General features: G+C 72.3%; 19 protein-coding genes. 15 read left to right on the top strand and 4 right to left on the bottom strand.

The window, feature by feature from the left end:
* Positions 1-7 precede the first annotated feature (7 nt).
* From glyA to PKE84_RS02450, 3 genes are read left to right on the top strand one after another with little or no spacing between them, the layout of a single operon-like run.
* Positions 8-1,333 carry a serine hydroxymethyltransferase gene (gene glyA, locus PKE84_RS02460; protein WP_271175603.1) on the top strand — a complete coding sequence of 442 codons (1,326 nt, stop codon included), beginning with the start codon at positions 8-10 and terminating at the stop codon, positions 1,331-1,333.
* 14 nt (positions 1,334-1,347) lie between these two features.
* The gene (locus PKE84_RS02455) at positions 1,348-2,232 is read left to right on the top strand and encodes a bifunctional methylenetetrahydrofolate dehydrogenase/methenyltetrahydrofolate cyclohydrolase (protein WP_271175602.1); all 885 of its coding nucleotides are present in this window, start codon (positions 1,348-1,350) and stop codon (positions 2,230-2,232) included.
* Between the two features lie 48 nt (positions 2,233-2,280).
* Positions 2,281-2,790 carry a YbaK/EbsC family protein gene (locus PKE84_RS02450; protein WP_373877105.1) on the top strand — a complete coding sequence of 170 codons (510 nt, stop codon included), beginning with the start codon at positions 2,281-2,283 and terminating at the stop codon, positions 2,788-2,790.
* Between the two features lie 6 nt (positions 2,791-2,796).
* Here PKE84_RS02450 and PKE84_RS02445 read toward each other — a convergent pair whose 3' ends face one another.
* Positions 2,797-3,309, bottom strand: a complete 513-nt coding sequence (locus tag PKE84_RS02445; RefSeq protein WP_271175601.1) for a gamma carbonic anhydrase family protein — start codon at positions 3,307-3,309, stop codon at positions 2,797-2,799.
* A 57-nt stretch (positions 3,310-3,366) separates the two neighbouring features.
* On the opposite strand from PKE84_RS02445, the gene PKE84_RS02440 reads away from it, so the two are divergent.
* A complete protein-coding gene (locus PKE84_RS02440; RefSeq protein ID WP_271175600.1) occupies positions 3,367-4,008 on the top strand; it encodes a YdcF family protein in 642 nt (213 codons plus the stop codon).
* Here the strand turns inward: PKE84_RS02440 and PKE84_RS02435 are convergent.
* From PKE84_RS02435 to galT, 3 genes are read right to left on the bottom strand one after another with little or no spacing between them, the layout of a single operon-like run.
* Complete coding sequence (locus PKE84_RS02435; protein ID WP_271175599.1) at positions 3,986-4,765, bottom strand: MBL fold metallo-hydrolase; 780 nt, start codon at positions 4,763-4,765, stop codon at positions 3,986-3,988. The two genes, PKE84_RS02440 and PKE84_RS02435, sit on opposite strands and share 23 nt — an antisense overlap.
* Positions 4,766-4,769: 4 nt before the next feature.
* Complete coding sequence (galK, locus tag PKE84_RS02430) at positions 4,770-5,930, bottom strand: galactokinase (protein WP_271175598.1); 1,161 nt, start codon at positions 5,928-5,930, stop codon at positions 4,770-4,772.
* 12 nt (positions 5,931-5,942) lie between these two features.
* A complete protein-coding gene (gene galT / locus PKE84_RS02425) occupies positions 5,943-7,121 on the bottom strand; it encodes a galactose-1-phosphate uridylyltransferase (protein ID WP_271175597.1) in 1,179 nt (392 codons plus the stop codon).
* Positions 7,122-7,203: 82 nt separating this feature from the next.
* Here galT and PKE84_RS02420 point away from each other — a divergent pair, with 82 nt between their 5' ends.
* The 11 genes from PKE84_RS02420 to PKE84_RS02370 all read left to right on the top strand — a co-directional run bounded on the left by PKE84_RS02420 (position 7,204) and on the right by PKE84_RS02370 (position 20,069).
* Entirely contained in the window at positions 7,204-7,992 is a 789-nt protein-coding gene (locus tag PKE84_RS02420; RefSeq protein WP_271175596.1) for a DeoR/GlpR family DNA-binding transcription regulator, read from the top strand.
* Positions 7,993-8,050: 58 nt separating this feature from the next.
* Entirely contained in the window at positions 8,051-8,983 is a 933-nt protein-coding gene (locus PKE84_RS02415) for an aldose 1-epimerase family protein (RefSeq protein ID WP_271175595.1), read from the top strand.
* A 35-nt stretch (positions 8,984-9,018) separates the two neighbouring features.
* Positions 9,019-12,168 (top strand): hypothetical protein, encoded by a 3,150-nt coding sequence (locus tag PKE84_RS02410; RefSeq protein WP_271175594.1) that lies wholly within the window; start codon positions 9,019-9,021, stop codon positions 12,166-12,168.
* The gene (locus PKE84_RS02405) at positions 12,165-14,882 is read left to right on the top strand and encodes an ABC transporter permease (protein ID WP_271175593.1); all 2,718 of its coding nucleotides are present in this window, start codon (positions 12,165-12,167) and stop codon (positions 14,880-14,882) included. Before PKE84_RS02410 ends, PKE84_RS02405 begins: the two co-directional genes overlap by 4 nt.
* Positions 14,879-15,793 carry an ABC transporter ATP-binding protein gene (locus PKE84_RS02400; RefSeq protein WP_373877102.1) on the top strand — a complete coding sequence of 305 codons (915 nt, stop codon included), beginning with the start codon at positions 14,879-14,881 and terminating at the stop codon, positions 15,791-15,793. Before PKE84_RS02405 ends, PKE84_RS02400 begins: the two co-directional genes overlap by 4 nt.
* On the top strand, positions 15,780-16,607 hold the full coding sequence (locus PKE84_RS02395) for an ABC transporter ATP-binding protein (RefSeq protein ID WP_271175591.1): 828 nt from the start codon (positions 15,780-15,782) through the stop codon (positions 16,605-16,607). Before PKE84_RS02400 ends, PKE84_RS02395 begins: the two co-directional genes overlap by 14 nt.
* A gap of 252 nt (positions 16,608-16,859) precedes the next feature.
* Positions 16,860-17,510, top strand: coding sequence for a hypothetical protein (locus tag PKE84_RS02390; protein ID WP_271175590.1), 651 nt, complete (start codon positions 16,860-16,862; stop codon positions 17,508-17,510).
* Between the two features lie 99 nt (positions 17,511-17,609).
* Positions 17,610-18,197 (top strand): hypothetical protein, encoded by a 588-nt coding sequence (locus PKE84_RS02385; RefSeq protein ID WP_271175589.1) that lies wholly within the window; start codon positions 17,610-17,612, stop codon positions 18,195-18,197.
* Positions 18,197-18,838 carry a hypothetical protein gene (locus tag PKE84_RS02380; RefSeq protein ID WP_271175588.1) on the top strand — a complete coding sequence of 214 codons (642 nt, stop codon included), beginning with the start codon at positions 18,197-18,199 and terminating at the stop codon, positions 18,836-18,838. Before PKE84_RS02385 ends, PKE84_RS02380 begins: the two co-directional genes overlap by 1 nt.
* The gene (locus PKE84_RS02375) at positions 18,835-19,461 is read left to right on the top strand and encodes a hypothetical protein (RefSeq protein WP_271175587.1); all 627 of its coding nucleotides are present in this window, start codon (positions 18,835-18,837) and stop codon (positions 19,459-19,461) included. The genes PKE84_RS02380 and PKE84_RS02375 overlap by 4 nt, the downstream gene beginning before the upstream one ends.
* Positions 19,458-20,069, top strand: a complete 612-nt coding sequence (locus PKE84_RS02370; protein ID WP_271175586.1) for a hypothetical protein — start codon at positions 19,458-19,460, stop codon at positions 20,067-20,069. Before PKE84_RS02375 ends, PKE84_RS02370 begins: the two co-directional genes overlap by 4 nt.
* Positions 20,070-20,125 lie beyond the last annotated feature (56 nt).

Here is a 20,125-nt window from a genome sequence, read left to right as displayed (position 1 = left end):
GCCGGTTTTGACTGACACACTTCCTTCGACGTTCACCGCCCCGCTCGCCGAGGTCGACCCCGAGATCGCCGAGGTGCTGCAGCTCGAGCTGGGCCGCCAGCGCGACTACCTCGAGATGATCGCGTCCGAGAACTTCGTCCCCCGCGCCATCCTGGAGTCGGTGGGCAGCGTGCTCACCAACAAGTACGCCGAGGGCTACCCCGGCCGTCGCTACTACGGCGGCTGCGAGTACGTCGACATCGCCGAGCAGCTGGCGATCGACCGTGCCAAGAGCCTGTTCGGCGCCGAGTACGCCAACGTCCAGCCCCACTCCGGTGCGAGCGCGAACGCCGCGGTCCTCTCCGCGATCGCCACCCCGGGCGACACCATCCTGGGTCTCGAACTCGCCCACGGCGGTCACCTCACCCACGGCATGAAGCTCAACTTCTCCGGCAAGCTCTACAACGCCGTCTCCTACGGCGTCGACCCGGAGACCTTCCTCGTCGACATGAACGTCGTGCGCGACAAGGCGCTCGAGCACAAGCCGCAGGTCATCATCGCGGGCTGGTCCGCGTACCCGCGTCACCTCGACTTCGCCGCCTTCCGTGCGATCGCCGACGAGGTCGGCGCCAAGCTCTGGGTCGACATGGCGCACTTCGCCGGTCTCGTCGCCGCTGGGCTGCACCCGTCGCCCGTCCCGTTCGCCGACGTGGTGAGCTCCACCGTGCACAAGACGATCGGCGGCCCGCGCTCGGGCTTCATCGTCGCGCGCGACATGGAGCTGGCCAAGAAGCTCAACTCCAACGTCTTCCCCGGCCAGCAGGGCGGCCCGCTGATGCACGTGATCGCCGCCAAGGCGACCGCGTTCAAGCTCGCCGCCACCGACGAGTTCCGCGACCGTCAGGAGCGCACCATCCGCGGCGCGCAGATCCTGGCCGACCGTCTGACGGCGGAGGACTCGCGCGCAGGCGGCGTCGACGTGCTCACCGGCGGCACCGACGTGCACCTGGTGCTCGCCGACCTGCGCCACTCGCAGCTCGACGGCCAGCAGGCGGAGGACGTGCTGCACGAGGTGGGCATCACGGTCAACCGCAACGCGGTCCCGTTCGACCCGCGCCCGCCGATGGTCACCTCGGGTCTGCGCATCGGAACGCCGGCGCTCGCCACCCGCGGCTTCGGCGACGTGCAGTTCACCGAGGTCGCCGAAATCATCGCCGCCGCGCTGCAGCCGGGCGCCGACACCGGAGCCCTGCGCGCACGCGTCGGCGCGCTGACGGCCGCGTTCCCCCTCTACCCCGGCCTCACCCCGTCGGGGCAGGACGCCTTCCCGGTCGAGCTCCCCTCCTCGATCTGAGACGGCGCCGAGACATGACCGCACAGATCCTGGACGGCAAGAAGACGGCAGCGGCGATCAAGGCCGAACTGAAGGAGCGGGTGGACGCCCTGCGTGAGCGCGGTGTCGTGCCCGGGCTCGGCACGGTGCTCGTCGGCGACGACCCCGGTTCGCAGTGGTACGTCGCGGGCAAGCACCGCGACTGCGCCGAGGTCGGCATCTCGTCGATCCGCCGCGACCTGCCCGCCGACATCTCGCAGGCCGAGCTCGAGGCCGTCGTCGAAGAGCTCAACAGCGACCCCGACTGCACCGGTTTCATCGTGCAGCTGCCGCTGCCGCCGCACATCGACACCGACGCGATCCTCGAACTCGTCGACCCCGCCAAGGACGCCGACGGGCTGCACCCGACCAACCTCGGCCGCCTGATGCTGAACGTGAGCCGACCGATCACCACGCCCCTGCCGTGCACCCCGCGCGGTGTCATCGACCTCATGCTGCGTCACGGGATCGACCTGAAGGGCAAGGACGTGGTCGTGGTCGGCCGCGGTGTCACCGTCGGCCGTTCGATCGGCTCGCTGCTCACCCGCCGCGAGATCAACGCCACCGTCACCCTGACCCACACCGGCACCGTCGACCTGGACGCCCACCTGAGGCGTGCCGACGTGATCGTCGCCGCTGCGGGGGTCGCCGGCCTGGTCACCGCCGACAACGTCAAGCCGGGCGCGATCGTGCTCGACGTCGGCGTCAGCCGCATCGAAGACCCGGAGACCGGCAAGAGCCGGGTCGCGGGCGACGTCGCGCCCGACGTGGCCGAGGTCGCGTCGTGGATCTCGCCGAACCCGGGCGGCGTCGGCCCGATGACCCGCGCGCTGCTGCTGCAGAACGTGGTCGAGTCGGCCGAGCGCTCGCTGGAGGTCTAGAGCGTGGGCGAGCCGGGCGTGGGCGAGCAGAGCGTGGGCGAGCAGGGCGTGGGCGAGCAGAGCGAGCAGGCCGAACGGGAGCGCACGCACCGCGCGGTTCAGCGCGTGGAGCAGGCGCTGCGCGACGGCGGCGTCGAGCCGCGCATCCGGTGGTTCGAGACGGCCACGCCGACGGCGGTAGCCGCGGCGGCCGAGCTCGGCATCGAGGTGGGCGCGATCGCGAACTCCCTGGTGTTCACGTTCGACGACGAGCCCCTGCTCGTCATGACCTCGGGCGCGCACCGGGTCGACACCGCGTTCCTCGGCGAACGCCTCGGCGGCCGCATCCGCCGGGCCGACCCCGAGACGGTGAAGGCGGCGACCGGTCAGACCATCGGCGGCGTTGCGCCCGTCGGCCACCCGGCGCCGATCCGCACGGTCGTGGACGTGGCGCTCGCCGGCTATCCGGAGGTCTGGGCGGCCGCCGGGCACGCGCACACGGTCTTCCCGACCACCTTCGACGAACTGGTGCGGCTCACCGGCGGCGAGCCGGGGCCGGTGGAGCCCTCGGAGGTCTAGTCCCGGTCAGCGCGGCCGGTGCGCCTCGGTGATCTCCAGGTAGGCGGCCGCGTTGCGCAGCACACCCGCGCGCTCCTCGTCGGTCAACTCGCGGCGCACCTTTCCCGGCACGCCCGCCACCAGCGATCCGGGCGGGATGATCGCGCCCTCGAGCACCAGGGTGCCCGCGGCGAGCAGCGATCCGGCGCCGACCACCGCGCCATTCATCACCGTCGCGTGCATCCCGACCAGCACGCTGTCTTCGATCGTGCAGCCGTGCAGCACCGCGTTGTGCCCCACCGACACGTCGTCGCCGACGGTCAGGGGGAAGCCGGCGTCGACGTGGCACGAGACGTTGTCCTGGATGTTGCTGCGTGCGCCGACCACGATGTCCTCCGACTCGGCGCGCAGCACGGCGTTGTACCAGACGCTCGCCCGCTCGCCCAGCCGCACGCGTCCGGCCAGTACTGCTCCCGGGGCGACGAAGGCGGTTTCGGAGACGGTCGGCGCCGACCCGTCGGCAAGGGTGTGGATGCTCATCCCGTCAGCCTAAGGCGCGTGTCTGCGCCGAGTGCGCCCGCATGATCGAATGGGGGGATGGGCAGGCACCACAGAACCACGCCACGCAGGGCCGTCGCCGTCGGCATCGGCGCCGCCCTCGGCGCGTCCGCTGTGCTGGCGGCGAGCGAGTGGCTCACCTGGCGCGCGTCCGTGCAGGCGCTGCCGCTCGGCCGTCTCGACCCGGCGATCCGCGAGCCGGGCGAGGTCGTGCTCGTGCTCGGCTTCGCGTCAAGCAGCAGCGGACGGGTCAACGCCGTGCAGCGCTGGCGCACCAGGATCGCGGTGCGGTCGGTCGACCCGCGAACGGCCACCTTCCTGTTCTCCGGTGCCGCGACGCGGACGGAGCGGTCCGAGGCCGCACTCATGGCGGAGTACGCCGCCGCGGTGCTCGGTGTGCCGGCCGACCGGGTCGTGCTGGAGGAGCAGGCGCGCTCGACCTGGGAGAACATCCGGTTCTCGCTGCCGCTCATCGGTGCCGCGCCCTCGGTCAAAATCGCGTCGAACACCTTCCACGCCCTGCGGGCACGGCGGTACCTGGCGCAACAGGCCCCGGAGGTCGCTGCGCGACTGCGCCGCGCGCGGGACTACCGGCCCGGCGAGTTCGCGCCTCTGAAGCCGGTGCTCGTCGTCTACGAGTGGGTGCGTGCCGCGGCGGTCACCCGTCGTGCACGACGATGAAGCGGTCGCGCACCACCCGGTCGCCCGGCTCGTCGAGGGCGGCGCGCACCTCGTCGAGGATGCTCGGCGGCATCGCCAGCGGGGCCTCGTCGGGCTGATCGACCGTGCCGGAGGGGTAGTCGACGCCCGGCTCGTTCGACATCTCGACGTGCGCGCCGAGCAGCGTGCGCACCGGCACCGCCGACCCGTCGCGGAACGCGATCAGCCGCTCGATGGTGCGCACGAAGTCGGGGCGATCGCGCACGTAGAGGTTGCCGGGGCAGATCGTGTCGCCCGTGAACAGGATGCCCGTCGCGCGGTCGAAGAACGCCACCGCCGACGGCTCGTGGCCGGGCGCGCCGATCAGGTCGAGCATCCGGTCGCCCAGGTCGAAGCCGACGATCTCGGCCGGCCACGACCGGAATCCGAAAAAGCCGATCACCTCGGCCGCGGTGGTTCCGACGACGGTCGTCGCCGGGCGATCGGCCAGCAGGGCGTCACCGGCGATGTGGTCGCGGTGCGCATGCGTGTGCGCGACGACGAGGGGGTACGGCCGCACGAAGCGCGCAGGATGGCGGCGCAGCCAGTCCTGGGTGAGTTCGTCGATCGTGCGGCGCAGCGGGAACACCGCCTCGTCGGTCGTCGCCCCCGTGTCGAGCAGGAGCGATCGGTCGCGGCCGAACAGCAGGAACAGGAACGGCGCCTCCCAGTGGGAGGTCTTCGGCTGGCGGATCTGGACGGTGTCGGGGTCGAGCCAGGTGAACTCCGCGTCGGTCATACCGTCAATTCTCGCGCTTCGCGCCCTCCGACGGGGTGACGGTGAAGAGTTCCGGCTGACCGAAGCCGTGCTCGGCGAAGGCGCCGTCGAGTGCGACGAACACCCGGGACACCGCGTCGGTCGGCACGAGCGCGATGGCGGAGCCGCCGAAGCCGCCGCCGGTCATCCGGGCGCCGATCGCGCCGTTGGCCTGCGCGGTCTCGACCGCCAGGTCGAGCTCGGGCACGGAGATCTCGAAGTCGTCGCGCATCGAGCGGTGCGACGCGTCGAGCAGCTCGCCGATCGCGGTCGGGCCGGACTCCCGCAGGGTGCGCACGGTGTCGAGCACCCGCTGGTTCTCGGTGACCACGTGCCGCACGCGGCGGAAGGTCACGTCGTCGAGGACCTCGCGTGCCCGGTCGAGGTCGGCGACGGACACGTCGCGCAGCGATTCGACGCCGAGGGCGCGCGCCCCGGCCTCGCAGGAGGCGCGGCGCTCGGCGTAGCCGCCGGTCGCGTGCGCGTGCTCAACGCCGGTGTCGATGATCACGATCTCGAGGCCGGCCTCTTCCAGCCCGAGCGGGATGATCTCCGCTTCGAGCGAGCGGCAGTCGAGGAACACCGCGGAATCGTGCTGGCCGAGCAGCGACGCCGACTGGTCCATGATGCCGGTGGGGGCGCCGACGACGACGTTCTCGGAGCGCTGGCCAACCGCGGCGAGCGTGCGGCGGTCGAAGCCCAGCTGCCACACATCGTTGAGCGCGAGGGCGACCGCGCCCTCGATCGCGGCCGACGACGACAGCCCGGCGCCGACCGGCACGTTCGAGTCGATCAGGATGTCGAAGCCGGGCACGGCGCTCAGGTCGGCGCCGAACTGGCCGAGCGCCCAGGCGACGCCGAGCGGGTAGCCCGACCAGCCGCCGAGCGTGTCGGGGCCGATCCGGTCGAGGTCGATCTCCACCACCTCGTCCGCGAAGGAGCTGCCGACGCGCGCGATGCGGTCGTCACGCAGGCCGAGCGCGGCGACCGTGCGGCGGTTGATCGCGAACGGGAGCACGAAGCCCTCGTTGTAGTCGGTGTGCTCGCCGATCAGGTTGACGCGCCCGGGCGCGGACCAGAGGCCGTCGGCGTCGCGGCCGAAGATCTCGGCGAAAGCGGCGAGGGTGTCCTGGCGCAGGTCGGTCATCGAGGGGGCCCTTCAGGAAGCGGTGGGGGTGGAAGCGGGTGCGAGACCGGCGATGCCGGCCGGCAGTTCGCCGACGGGGGTGTCGCGATCGGCCCGTGCGATCGCGTCGCGCAGCCGGTCGGCCGCCTGCTCCGGGGGGATGTCGCCGATCCAGGCGCCCATCGCGGACTCGGAGCCGGCGAGGTATTTGAGCTTATCCGCTGCACGCCGGGGCGAGGTGATCTGCAGCATCAGCCGGATCTCGTCGCGGCGCACGCCCACCGGCGCCTGATGCCAGGCGGCGATGTACGGGGTCGGCGAGTCGTACAGCGCGTCGATCCCGCGCAGCACCCGCAGGTAGAGGGTGGCGAGTTCGTCGCGCTCGGCGCTCGAGGTCTCGGTGAAGTCGGCCACGTGGCGGTGCGGCAGCACGTGCACCTCGATCGGCCAGCGCGCGGCGAACGGCACGAACGCGGTCCAGTGCTCACCGGCCAGGATCACGCGCTCGGACGACCGCTCCCGCTCGAGGATGTCGGCGAACAGCGTGGGTCCGTAGGCGTCGAGCGACCGGATGAGCGCCGTGGTGCGCGGGGTCACGTAGGGGTAGGCGTAGATCTGCCCGTGCGGGTGGTGCAGCGTGACGCCGATCGCCTCGCCGCGGTTCTCGAACGGGAAGACCTGACGCACGCCGGGCAGCGCCGAGAGCACCGCGGTGCGGTCGGCCCAGGCCTCGATGACGGTGCGCGCGCGGGAAGGGGTGAGCGTGCCGAACGATCCGGTGGTGGCCGGGCTGAAGCAGACGACCTCGCAGCGGCCGACCGAGGTGCGGGTGCGTCCGAGGCCGACCTCGGCGAGGTCGTCGAGGCCGCTCGGCGCGTTCTCGTCGTCGAGCAGCGGTCCGAACGAGGGAGACTTGTTCTCGAACACGGCGACGTCGTAGAGGCTCGGTACCTCCGACGGGTTGCCCGGCGTGGCCGGAGCGAGCGGGTCGAGTTCCGCCGGAGGCAGGAAGACGCGGTTCTGGCGGGAGGCGGCGATCGAGATCCATTCGCCGGTCAGCGGATCCTGGCGCATCGTCGCCGTCGCGGGACGCGGTGCCGGCTCGCGCAGGTCGGGGGCGCGCTCGGGGGAGAGGGTCGTGTCGGCGTCGTCGTAGTAGACGAGCTCGCGGCCGTCGGCCAGCCGGTGTTCGCGCTTGGTGATCTGAGGCATCGCCGCCCTTTCGGTTTCGAAAGCAAATCTAGCGTTCTGATTTCGTATTGACAAGTAAACGCAAGCGCCGGAGCATTGCTGCATGAGCGAACCGCTGCCAGCCGCCCTCCGCCGTGAGCGGATGCTCGAGCTGATCGGGGAGCACGGCTTCATGCGGGTCGGCGATCTGAGTGAGGCGTTCCACGTCTCCGACGTCACGGTGCGCACCGACCTCGATCACCTCGACCGGCTGCAGAGCATCCGGCGTGTGCACGGCGGCGCGGTGCTGCGCGGAACCGGGATGCGCGAGCCGAGCTTCGAGGAGTCGCTCGAGTCGTCCGCCGAGGAGAAGCGGCGCATCGCTCAGCACGCGGCCGCCGCCGTCGAATCGGGGAGCAGCCTCATCCTCGACGTCGGGACGACCACCACCGCCATCGCGCGCGCACTCGTCGAACGCACCGACCTCGACGACCTCACCGTCATCACCAATGGACTCACCATCGCGCTCGAGCTCGAGCAGGCCATCCCGCGCTTCCAGGTGGTCGTGACCGGGGGCAGCCTGCGCCCGCTCCAGCACTCGCTGGTGGAGCCGCTCGCCTCCACCCTCCTCGACCGGATGCACGCCGACCTGGCGTACATCGGCTGCACCGCCGTGCACCCCACCGGCGGCATCACCAACGTCAACCTGCCGGAGGCCGACCTCAAGCGCGTGATGGTCGGCGCGGCGACCAGGGCCGTCGTGGTGGCCGACGGGTCGAAACTGGGCCGCACCCACCTCGGCAGGATCGCCGCGATCGACGAGGTCGACGGCCTCATCACGGGGTCGACCGCCGACGACGCCGTGCTCGCCGAGCTGCGCAGCGCCGGGCTCGACGTCACCGTCGCCGCCTGAGCGGAGGCGCGGGAGAATCGCCCCGCCGCTCGCGGCTCCTCGGGCATACCCTGGTGCCATGCGCGCACCGACCGGCACCCAGTATCCGCTCGCTCTCGGCCCTCTCACCGCCACCGTCACCCAGGTGGCGGCGGGCCTGCGCTCCCTGCGCCACGGCGATACCGACCTGACGGAGCCGTATCCCGAGAGCGCCACGCCGCCGTCGGGCTGCGGCATCGTGCTCGTCCCGTGGCCCAATCGCGTGAAAGACGGCGCGTGGGATCACGACGGCACGACGCGGCAGCTGGCGCTCACCGAACCGGCGCGCAGCAACGCGATCCACGGACTGCTCCGCTACCGGCCGTACGAGCTCGTCGAGCACACCGCGTCGTCGGTGACGCAGTCGGCGGCGATCGCGCCCGAGCTGGGCTATCCCTTCGTGCTCGACACCACCGTTCGGCATCAGCTCACCGCCGACGGCCTCACGGTCACGCACACGATCGTCAATCAGGGCGTGGATGCTGCTCCGGTCGCGGTGGGCGCGCATCCGTACCCCAAGATCGGCGGCGTCCCGACCGGGGAGCTGACCGTCACGGTCGCCGCCGAGACCCACCTCGACGTCGACGACCGCCTCAACGTGGTGGGGGAGTCCGCCGTCGCGGGCACCCGGTTCGATCTGCGGTCGGGGAGGCCGGTGGCCGACCTGCAGCTCGACGACGGTTTCGCCGACGTCCCGCTGGTGCAGGGGCACGAGGGCGGCAGGGCCGAGCACGTCATCGCCGCTCCCGACGGCCGGCGGATCGTCGTCTGGGGGGACGAGGCGTTCCGCTATGTGCAGGTGTACACCTCGCGCACCTTCGCGACCGAGACCGCGTCGGACGTGGCGCTCGCCGTCGAGCCCATGACGGCGCCCGCCAACGCGCTCAACACGGGGCGCGGCCTGCGCTGGCTCGCACCCGGCGAGTCGTGGACGGTCTCCTGGGGTATCCGACACCTGAACTTCCCGGCCTGACGGCATTTCGCGGTCCGCCACGCTACGGTGGGTGGATGCGTGACGGGGGGCGGACGAGCGACACGATGCGCCCGTTCTGGCCCGTCAGATCGCGCGCTCAGGCCGGCGTTCTCGCGGCCACAGCGCTCACGGTGCTGGTGATCACCTTCCTCGCCGCGGTCATGGTCGGCCTCGCCGTGCGGTCGCCGACGGCCGCCGTGCGGCAGAGCATCGAGGCCGGTCCCGCCGCCGCCGTCTCGCTCGCGCTGCAGGCCTCGCTCTCCGAGGACGGCGACGCGCAGGACTCGGTGGTGCGTGCGACCATCGCGAAGAGCTTCGCGGGAACGGCCGTCACGGTCGACCGCACCGCGTACGTCGCGAGCGCGGCGCTCACCACGAGCGGCCGCTCGGTGCTGGCACTGGCCGGCGACGACGCCGTGGAAGCGCGTGCGACGCTCGCGGCCGGCAGCTGGCCGGCCGCGGCCGGCGAGGTGGCCGTCGACCGCGAGCTCGCCGCCGCCCTCGACCTGGCTCCCGGCTCCGCACTCACCGTCGCCGGCGCCGACGGACCCGTCACCCTGCGGGTCACCGGCGTCTGGCGCGCCACGCATCCGGACGCCTCCGCGTGGCTCGGCATCACCGCCGGCACCGGCGGGACCGATGGCCGCGTGATCGTTGCGCCGGACATCCTCCCGACGGTCTCGACCTCGCCCGCCGCGCAGTGGGTCGTCACCCCGGACGCCCGTCGCACCACCGCCGCGCAGCTGCCCGCTCTGCGCACCGCCTTCACGCACATCGCCGACACCCTCACCGAGAAGCCGAACGCGGCGAGCTCGCCGTTCGCCGGACTCGGCGGGGCGGCGGCGACCGTCGCCGACATGCAGCAGTCCGTCGGCGCGCTGAGCGCCGTCGTCCCCGTGCCGCTCGCCGTGCTGGCGGTGTGCTCGGCGATCGCGCTCATCCTGCTCGCCCAGCTGCTGGCGCGCTCGCGATTGACCGAGACGCGGCTGCTGCGGGCGCGGGGCGCGACCGTGGAGGATCTGCTGCGGGTGGGAGCGGTGGAGTCGGCCGTGGTGGCGCTCGCCGGGGCCGTGCTCGGCGCTGTCGCCGCGCAGGCGGTGCTGCTCGGCCAGGTCGGCGCGCCCGGCGGCTGGCCCACCGGCGTGCTGGAGGTCGCTCTGCCACCGCTCGTCGTCGTGATCGTCGCGGTGGCCGCCGCCCTGCTCATCACGGGCCTCTCGGCACGCTCCGCCACCGGCGCACCCGGTGCGGTGGAGGCCGGGCGCGGGCGCACGGCCGTCTCGGCCGGGCTGGCCGTGCTGGCCGTGGTCGCCGCCGGGGTCACGCTCTGGCGCTTCCTTTCGTTCGGGTCGCCCGTCGCCGCGGACGGACGCGTCGACCCCGTCGGCGTCATCGCCCCGGCCGCGGTGCTCTGCGCGATCGCGATGCTCGGCCTGCTGCTCTTCGGGCCGGCGGCCGCCGCGGTCGAGGCCGTCGCCGCACGTGGTCGTGGTGTCGGGGCCGTGCTGCCCGCCCGTCAGGTCGGACGCGGCCTGGCCCTGTTCGCCGCACCCGTCGCCCTCGTCGTGCTCACCGTCGGGGCCGCGACCTTCTCGGCCGGCTACGTCGGCACCTGGAGCGGCTTCCTGCACGACTCCTCGCGCCTCGTCAACGGCTCGGACGTCCGCGTCGCGCTGGGGGTCGAGGGCAGCACCCGCGGACCCGGCGACGCGACCGGCGCCGCGAGCCTTGCCAAGGACCCGTCCGTGTCCGCAGCGGCCCCGGCGCTCACCACGGACGCGGACTTCGGCCAGGGGACCATCACTCTGGTCTCGGTCGACGCGCGGAGACTCCCCGAGCTCACCCGCGTCGGCGCCTACATGTTCGACGCCCCGACGGTCGCCCGTCAGCTCACGGCCGGTGCCGGCCTGCGCGGGGTCGCGCTCCCGCGCGGGGCTTCAGAGGTGACAGCTCAGGCCGGGGTGGTCGTCCCGGCGACGCCCGGAGCGCCGGCGGCGACGCCCCCGATGCTGAAGCTCACCTTCTGGGTGAGCGACGCGGCCGGTGAGCTCATCCCGTTGCCGGCGGCCACCACGATGAGCACGTCGACATCCGTGCGCGACGGTGCCCCCGGCACCTTCCACGCGGCCCTGCCGGTCGGCGGTCCCTGGACCCTGGTCGCGGTGGACACCCACCTCGACACCGGAGCGGCGGCGACGGCGGCCGAGGTGAGCATCCGGTCGCTGGCGACGCGCACCGGCGGCACCTCGACCCCGCTCGCCATTCCGGATGCCCAGCAATGGCAACCGGCGACGAAGGCGTTCGGCGCACCGTTCTCGCTCGAGCCGCTGACCGGCGGCACCGGCGGCATCGGCTACCGTGCCGCGCTCGTACCACCCGGCGCGGACAACGCGGTGCGGCTGATGCCCGCGGGCGGCGGGAAGGTGCCGGCCGTCTTCACCCAGGCGGCGGCCGCCGCGAGCTCGCTCACCGCCGGCGAGTCCGTCTCGGTGGAGGGGACCTGGGTCGACGTGGACGCCACCGTCGCCTCGGTCGTCGCTGCGGTGCCCGGCACGAACGAGCAGACCGCCGTGCTCGTCGACCTGCGCGCGCTCGACGACCAAGTGCTGCGCACCTCTCCCAACGCTCCCCGGCTCGGCAGCGTGTGGCTCGCCACCGATCGGCCGGATGCGGTGGCCGCGGCCGTGCAGCGGGCGGCGGGCGCCGACGCGGTCGTGAGCACCGCATCCGGATCATTCGTGGCGCGCTTCATGGCGAGCGCCATCGCGAGCCTCTGGCTGGGCACCGCCGGCTGCGCCGCCCTGGCCCTCGTCGCCCTCGGTGCGGCGGTCGCCGCCCTGCTCAAGCGCCGGCGCGGCGAGGTGATCGTGCTGCGTGCCGTGGGCATGAGCGGTCGTCAGCAGGCCGCGAGCCGGCGCCTCGAGGTGATCGGCGTCGTCGCTGCTGCGGCGGTGTTCGGCCTCGCCGGCGGCGTCGCCGTGTTCCTGCTGGCCGGGAACGCCCTCGCACGGCTCTCGGTCGTGACCGCCCCCAGCACCCTGGCCGTGCAGGGGCAGGTCGATGTGGTCGGGCTGCTCGCGGCTCTTGCCGCCGTCGGCGTCGCGATCGCCCTCGTGCTCTGGTTCTACGGGTCGCGGGTGCGGCGACAGGTCGCCGACACCGCGTACCGGGAGGAGACCCGATGACCGCAGGGGCCTCGACGATCAGCGGCGGCGGACTGGCCCGGCGGGCGATGGGCGCCTTTCTCGGCGGCCTCCTCCTGCTCGGCGTCGTCGTGCTCGTCGCCACCACAGCGGTGGCGGCCTGGCCCCGGTTCGCCAGCACGCTCCTCACCGATGACCTGCAGTATCAGGTCGGGCAGACCCAGGCGGTCAACCGCGACCTCGTGACGCTGGTCGTCACCGGCGGAGACCTCGCCGGCATGCCGCAGAGCGCCGCCGCCACCTGGAAGGCGATGCCCGGAGCGCTGCGATCGGTGCGGAACGGGATGAAGCCGGACCTGCGCGCCGTGACCGCGCCCGGCGACTACTCCGCCCGCAGCGACACCATCGGGATCGAGCCCCCGGCCGGCGCGGCGAGCAACAGCCGGTACGGCGCCATCCTGGAGGCGTACGGCAGCCTGCGCGACGTCTCCGTGCTCGACACGGGCGCGTGGCCGGCGCCCGCCCCGCCGACCATCCGGCAGGGCTCTGTCATCGAAGTGGTGCTCTCCACCGCCGCGGCCGGCGAACTCGGCTGGAAGGTGGGGGAGAGCCGCGGATCGTCGCTCGGCGAGGACCCGATCTCTCTGAAGCTCGTCGGCACCGTGCACCCGAAGAGCGCGGGCGCTGACTTCTGGGCGCTCGACACCGAGCGCGCGCACGGGTTGTTCGCGGACCACGGCGACGGCGGCAAGGAGTACCAGGGCATCGCCTGGGTCGACCCCGGCTCCTGGCCGGCCATCGCACCGACCATCGGCTCGGCGATGACCGCCGGCTGGTTCCCCGTGCGTCCGAGCGCCTTCTCGGTCGACCGGATCGACGCCGTGAAGGGCGACCTGAACAACTTCCTGGCCTCTGCGCCCAGCGTGAGCATCGACTCGGTCGTGACGCCGTTGCGGTTCAGCACGGCGCTCGACCGGACGCTCGACGAGTTCCTCACGCAGGCGCAGCCGGCCAACACCCTCTTCGCCATCCTGGCGGCCGGACCGCTCGGGGTGGCGATCGCCGTGCTCGTGCTCGGCGTGCGTCTCGTGCTCGGCCGGCGGCGCGACGCCCTCGCCCTGATGGCGGCGCGCGGAGGCTCGCCCGGGCGGCTGCGCTGGGGTCTCGCGCTGGAGGGCGCTGTCGTCTCCGTACCGGCGGCCGCCCTCGGGCTCGCCGCGGCGCTCGCCCTCACCCCGCGCGGCGGCCCGGTGACCGTCTCGATCGTCGCGGCCGTGCTCTGCGCGCTGACGCCGCCGCTCGTGCTCGCCGTCGCGGCCGGTTCACTCGGACCGCGCGACGATCTCCGGGGCGAACGGGCGGCCAGACGGCGTTGGGGCTGGGTCGTCGAGCTGATCGTCGTCGGACTCGCCGTGCTCGGGGTCGTCGCGCTCTTCCAGCGCGGCATCGCCCCGCGCGATGCCGGCCTCGGTGTCGACCCGCTGCTCGCCGTCACGCCGATCCTGATCGCGCTCGCCGCCTGTCTCGTCGTGCTGCGCATCTACGCCGTGCCGCTCGGCTGGCTCGCCCTCTCGTTCCGCAGGCGGCCGGGCGCCGTCGCATACATCGGCTCGACCAGCGCCGTCCGATCCCGCGCCGGCGGGCTCTGGCCCGTCTTCGCGCTGGTCGTCGGCGTCAGCATCACCGTGTTCTCGGTGAGCATCCTGTCGACGGAGCGGGCCGGGATCGAAGACGGCGCGCGTGCCCGCGTCGGTGCCGACCTGAGCGTCAGCGCCGCCTCGACCTTCACCGACCAGCAGGTCGCGCAGCTCCAGAAGGTCGCGGGGGTCGTCCACACCGCGGTCGTCGAGTGGGCGGGCGGGCTGCAGATCCAGGCCGGAACGATCGGCGGCGACCTCTCCGGCTACCTCGTCGATCCGAAGCAGTTGGCCGTCGTCGAGGCCGACCTCCCCGAACGCGCTCGCATCTCGACGGCGCTCACGTCCGTCATCCCCGGTCGCACCGGAGCGGTGATCGGCGGCTGGTCGTCGCAGATCCCGATCACCAGCGCCATCCTGTACGCCCAGACGAACGTGCACCTCGCCGTGACGGAGTTCGACTACAAGCCTGGCGTCTACCTGTGGGACGCCGAATGGGCGATCATCGACAAGACCACCCTGCCCGCCGACGCCGGCGTCACCGGCAAGCCGAACACCGTGCTCATCGCCCTCGCGCCCGGCGCCGACGCCGCGAAGGTGCACGCGGCCCTCGAACGGATCGCCGGCGACGGTGCGAAGATCGGAGACGCCATCCAGGAGCAGAAGACGCTGCGGCAGGCGCCGCTCGTCTCCGGACTCGAGACCATCGCCCTCATCTCGATCGCGCTCGCCGCGCTCATGTGCATCGGTGCGCTCTTCCTCACGCTGGTGATGAACACCGCCTCGCGCACCCGCCTCGTCGCGACGCTGCGCACCATCGGATTCACGAGCCGGCAGACGGCCGGTCTGGTCGGCTGGGAGCTCGGACCGATCCTCGTGGTCGGACTGATCGCGGGCATCCTGGTCGGTCTCGCCCTGCCGCCGATCGTGCTGGCGCCCGTCGACCTGAGCGGGTTCACCGGTGGCCCGATCGCCCCGGACATCGTGATCGACCCCGTGCTCGTCGCTGTCGCGGCCGGGGCATTCGCCCTGGTCACGGCGCTGGCGACACTCATCGCCCTCGCGGGCGCCCGGCGCCGGTCACCAGCGGCCGTGCTGCGAGCTGGAGGAGAAGAATGACGGATGTGACGGAAACGAAGCAGAATGCGGATGCGAGCATCGTCTGCTCCGACCTCGTGCGGATCTTCACCGCGGAGGGCGTCGAGGTGCAGGCGCTGCAGGGGCTCAATCTGCGGGTGCGCAGCGGCGAGCTCGTCGCGATCGTCGGCGCCTCCGGATCGGGCAAGTCGACACTGCTCGGCATCCTCTCCGGTCTCGACAAGCCGACCGCCGGCGCGGCCTCGGTCGCCGGGCGCGATCTGCTCGGGCTGACCGCCAAGCAGCGCGTCGCCTACCGCAGGCACACCGTCGGCTTCGTCTGGCAGCAGACCTCGCGCAACCTGCTGCCCTACCTCACCGCCCGCGAGAACATCGCGCTCACGATGTCGCTCGCCGGGACCCCCGGCCGCGAGGCGCGGTCGCTCGAACTCCTCGACCTCCTCGAGATCTCGCACTGCGCCGACCGCCGGCCGGGCGAGATGTCGGGCGGCGAGCAGCAGCGCACGGCCATCGCCGTCGGCCTCGCGAACGATCCCCACGTGCTGCTCGCCGACGAGCCGACCGGCGAACTCGACGAGGCCACCAGCGCCGAAGTGCTCGAGGCGATGCGCGGCGTCAACCGCGAACTCGGCGTGACCACCCTCATCGTCACCCACGACCCGGCCGTGTCGGAGCACGTCGCCCGCACCGTGCAGATCCGCGACGGCCGCACCTCGACCGAAGTGCTGCGCCGCACCGGCATCAGCGAGAGCGGCGACGAGCACACCGTCGCCGAGGAGTTCGCCGTGCTCGACCGCGTCGGGCGTCTGCAGCTGCCGCAGGAGTACCTCACGAACCTCCGGATGCGCGACCGCGTGCGCCTGGCGCTCGAAAGCGATCACGTCGGCGTCTGGCCGCACGAAGACGAGGGGGAGCACGATGACGCTCGCTGAGACGGACGCGGGCCGAGCCGGGGAGGCCGCCGCAGCCCACGACGCCGCAGCGCACGCCACCCCGGAGCCCATCCTGCGCGCGGAGGGCGTCACCCGCGTCTTCGAGAGCGCTGCCGGCGAGGTCACCGCCGTCGCCGAGGTGTCGCTGGTCGTGCATCCGGGCGAGCTGCTGGTGATCAAGGGGCGCTCCGGCTCGGGCAAGACGACCCTGCTCAACGTGCTCGGCGGCCTGGACCGGCCGACCGCAGGGACGGTGTGGCTCGAGGAGATCGAGCTGACCGCGGCATCCGAGGCCCAGCTCGTCGACGTGCGGCGATCCCGTCTGGGGTTCGTCTTCCAGGCGTTCGGGCTCGTACCGGTGCTCTCCGCTGCCGAGAACATCGAGGTGCCCCTCCGGCTCCTCGGAACCCCGCCCGGCGAACGGGATGCGCGGGTCGCAGAACTCCTCGACCTCGTCGGTCTCGCCGGACACGCCAAGCAGCGCCCGACCGAGCTCTCCGGCGGGCAGCAGCAGCGCGTCGGCATCGCACGGGCGCTCGCCGCCCGACCCCGCGTGCTCTTCGCCGACGAGCCGACCGGGCAGCTCGACAGTGTCACCGGCGCCGCCATGATGGACCTGCTCGTCGACCTCGTGCACCGAACCGGCGTCGCCGCCGTCGTCACGACGCACGACCCGCTGCTCATGGCCCGTGCCGACCGCGTGCTCGAACTACACGACGGTCGCCTGCTCCCGCCGACGCGGACGCGCGGACGTCATGCCGCGCCCACCGAACCGGATGCGCCGCGTCCGCCCGGGGACACCGAGTCGGTCTAGCCTCACCGTCTCCTCCCTGCGACCGGCGCGCGGTGAGCTGCGTCGGCTGATCACGCCGACCCACGCGTAGGCGCTCCCTCGCCGCACGTGGAGCCCCTACGTGCACGCGCACCATGCAAGCGTTGCACCGCATGGATTGCTAGGGCTTCTACGCCACTTGGAGTCCCCGCAGAGGATGAGGACGCCCCACCCAGCAGCGCGCATGACAGCAGCGCATCGGGCACCGAATCCTCAGACCATTGGAGACCAAGCATGCCCTCGGAACACACCGCGACCACCACGAAGTCCGGCCGCAAGCGACTCATCATCGGCGCGTGCTCGGTGCTCGCGGTCGGCGGTCTGCTGACCGCCGCAGCCTTCACCGACGTCGCGAACATCAACCTCGGCGCCGGCTCCGACGGCATCATCGGTGGTGAGGACTCGACGTTCGCTCTCCTCGTCGCCGACGCCGACGCCGACGGCAACCCGATCACGCCGGTGGACGACAGCGACTGGGTCTCCGCGAACACCGCAGCCGGCATCACCTACAACCTCGCTGGAGCGGAGCTGCTCGTGCCCGGCGACAGCGTCTCGGTCGACATCCCGGTCAAGAACGACAGCGTCAACTTCGACGCCCTCCTCGGGGCGAGCATTGTGAACATGGACCCCACGGGCGACAGCACCCTCATCGACGCGCTGCGCTTCACCGTCACCTTCACCGACGAGGACGGCGTGCAGAGCACGGTGATCAGCGACGCCGCCCTCGCCGCCGCAACTGCGGCGCTCGGCACGGCGACCCTCAGCCCGGGTGCCGACGGCGAGTTCGGGGTCACCGTCAGCCTCCCATCGACCGCCGGCAACGAGATGCAGGGCAAGACCGCCGAGATCCGCGCCGTCATCGACGCCCAATCGCAGGCGGTCTGACCGCCGTCGGTGGTGGGTGCGCCGGGCCCACGGCCCGCGCACCCGCCGCCGCCATTCCGATCACGCAGCAACCCCGAACCTGAACGTGAGGACACCCCTGTGCCTGTGCGCAGTCACACCACCCGTCTGGCGGCCGCCCTCGGCGTCTTCGGCCTCGCGGCCGCCCTGACCGGCGCCGCGGTCTTCGTGAACGAAGACGTCAGCGTTCATTTCAACGGCACGGACAACCGTTTCGCCATCGTCGCCGCGGCGGCCGAGGGCCACACCTGGACGCCGACGGCAGCCGAATGGCACGCCGGCAGCGCCGACCCGATCATCCTGGACCTCGGCGACGCGGACTCCGGACCCCGCGTGATCACCCCGGATGACCCCATCGAGGTCAGTATCGCCGTCAAGAACGACGGCCCGCTCGACGGCCTGCTCTCCCTGCACATCGACGACGTCGGCGTGGCCGCCGGCACCCAGAACCTCTTCGGCAGTCTGCAGTTCACCGTGACCGAAGGGTCCGACACTCTGCTCGACCGTCAGACCGCGGGGACGACGCCCCTCTCCTACTCGTGGCCGGCATCCGTGCCGGAGGGAGCGTCCAAAGTGCTCAGAGTGCGGATCTCGCTCCCGGCCACCGCGACCGACAACACCGGGTCAGCAGCCGGCATCCGCTTCCGCTTCGAAGGAGTGAACGCCTGATGACCCGCATCCCGACGCGCATGCGCGCGTGGCGGCCCACCCTGCCGAGAACGGGAACGTACCGGGCGTCCCTCGCCGTCGGCTGCGTCCTCGCCCTCGCGATCGGCTCCACCGCCGGCGCGTGGACCCACGAGTCGACCGGCACCTTCGCCGAGCTCCAGAACCCGGCGAAGCTGCGGCTGCTGGGCAGCAGCCCGTTCGCCGACCTGGCAGGGACGACACTCAGCCAGGCGGCGGAATTCGTCACCACGCCGCCGCCCGGCACACCCTGGTCGTCGATCACACCCCTGACCTTCACCAGCCCCCTCGCAGCGATCGACGCCGACGGCACCGGGCATCCGCTCGCCGTGACCGTCACGCTTCATCCGACTCCCGGATCGGACAGCCGCCTCATGGCGGCGCTGCGGTATCGCCTCAGGGATTCCTCCGGAGCATTCTCCGCGGCGGATCCCTGGCGCTCGATGGACGCGTTCAATGCTCTGCCCGCCGCGCAGCGCACCATGATCGTCAACGGCGACGACTCGAACAGGGCGACGTTCTCCGTCGACGTCCTCCTCGACGCGGACGCTCCCGTCCCACCAGACGGCGAGACGTGGGACGGAATGTTCGTCGCCCAGCTCGCAGGAACGGTCACGCCATGAGATCAGCCATAGCGCTCACCCTGACCTGCCTTCTGATGGCGTGGACACTGCTCACCCCATCGACCGCGCACGCTGCCGAGAGTCACGACGTGCAGGTGACGTTCCCCGCCCCCGGGCACAGCACGACATGGGAGGTCCCGATCGAGGGTTCGAGCGGTTCCGAGGCGTCCGCTGCGCGCGTGCTGCTCGGCTCCGCTCTGGTACTGCCCGACGAAGCGGTGCAGCCCGTGCTGCGCCTCACCGACGCGAACACAGGGGAGACACTGATGCCCCCGACGCCGCTGCGCGAGCTCAGCGCAACCGGCTACGACCTGCGGGCCGCCGACGGCAGCGTGCCCTCGCGGGTGCGCGGGGAGCTCTCCCTGCCGCGCGCCGCGGGAAACGCCTACCAGGGCGTCTCGCAGACCGTCACCCTCCGTGTCTCGACCGAGATCGACGATCGAGGCCCCGGGCAGGCAGGGGCCGGGGAAGAGGATGACGGCCTGGCGGCGACGGGTATGAACCTGCTGTGGCTGATCGGCCTCGGAGCGGGCCTGGCGGCCGCGGGGATCCTCCTCGCCGCCGGCGCACGACGTCGCCGCAACGACACCGCACCCACGACCTCCGAGGAGGCAGGACGATGAAGAAGCTCTCCCCGAAAACCTGGGCGGGTGTGGCAATCGCGACCACCCTGACCGCAGGGATCACGCTCACCGCACTGCTTCCGACCGCGGCCGCCTACACCGATCTCGGCAATGTGTCCCTAGGCCCCACCGTCGACACCGATCGGTACGACGGCGTCGGGCTCTTCGGCGCCGACTCCATCGTGCTCGACCCGGCCACGGCGACACTCCCGATCGAACACGCCCTCGTACCCGGGTTCTCCTACGACGCGAGCGTGTCCGTGTTCAACAACTCCAGCACGCGCACGAGCGAGATCACCGTACGACTACTCGGCGGGGCCGTCTCCGCCTCCCGGATCGACGTGTCCGGGCAGCACCTCGTCTCACTCTCCATCGACGGGCAGCAGGTGCTCGACCGGGTGCCGCTCGCCGACGCGCACGCCACCATCACCCTGCCTCCCCGAGCGGGGGCGCTCCTGCAGCCGGGCGACACCTGGTCCGGCAGCACGAACGAACGCGCACGCCTCGATTTCACGCTCGAGTACCCACTGAACGCGACTACAGAGGACCTCCACGATGGCGCGGTCTGTTGGCAGGTCGCCCTCACCGCGACCCCGCGACCCTCCTGAAACCCGCGATCTCAAGCCCGCGACCCGGCCAGAAAGGACCCCCCTCCCCATGCGTA

This window comes from Leifsonia poae (assembly GCF_027921845.1).
Lineage (GTDB): Bacteria > Actinomycetota > Actinomycetes > Actinomycetales > Microbacteriaceae > Leifsonia > Leifsonia poae.
This window is presented reverse-complemented; position numbering and strand designations above follow the sequence as displayed.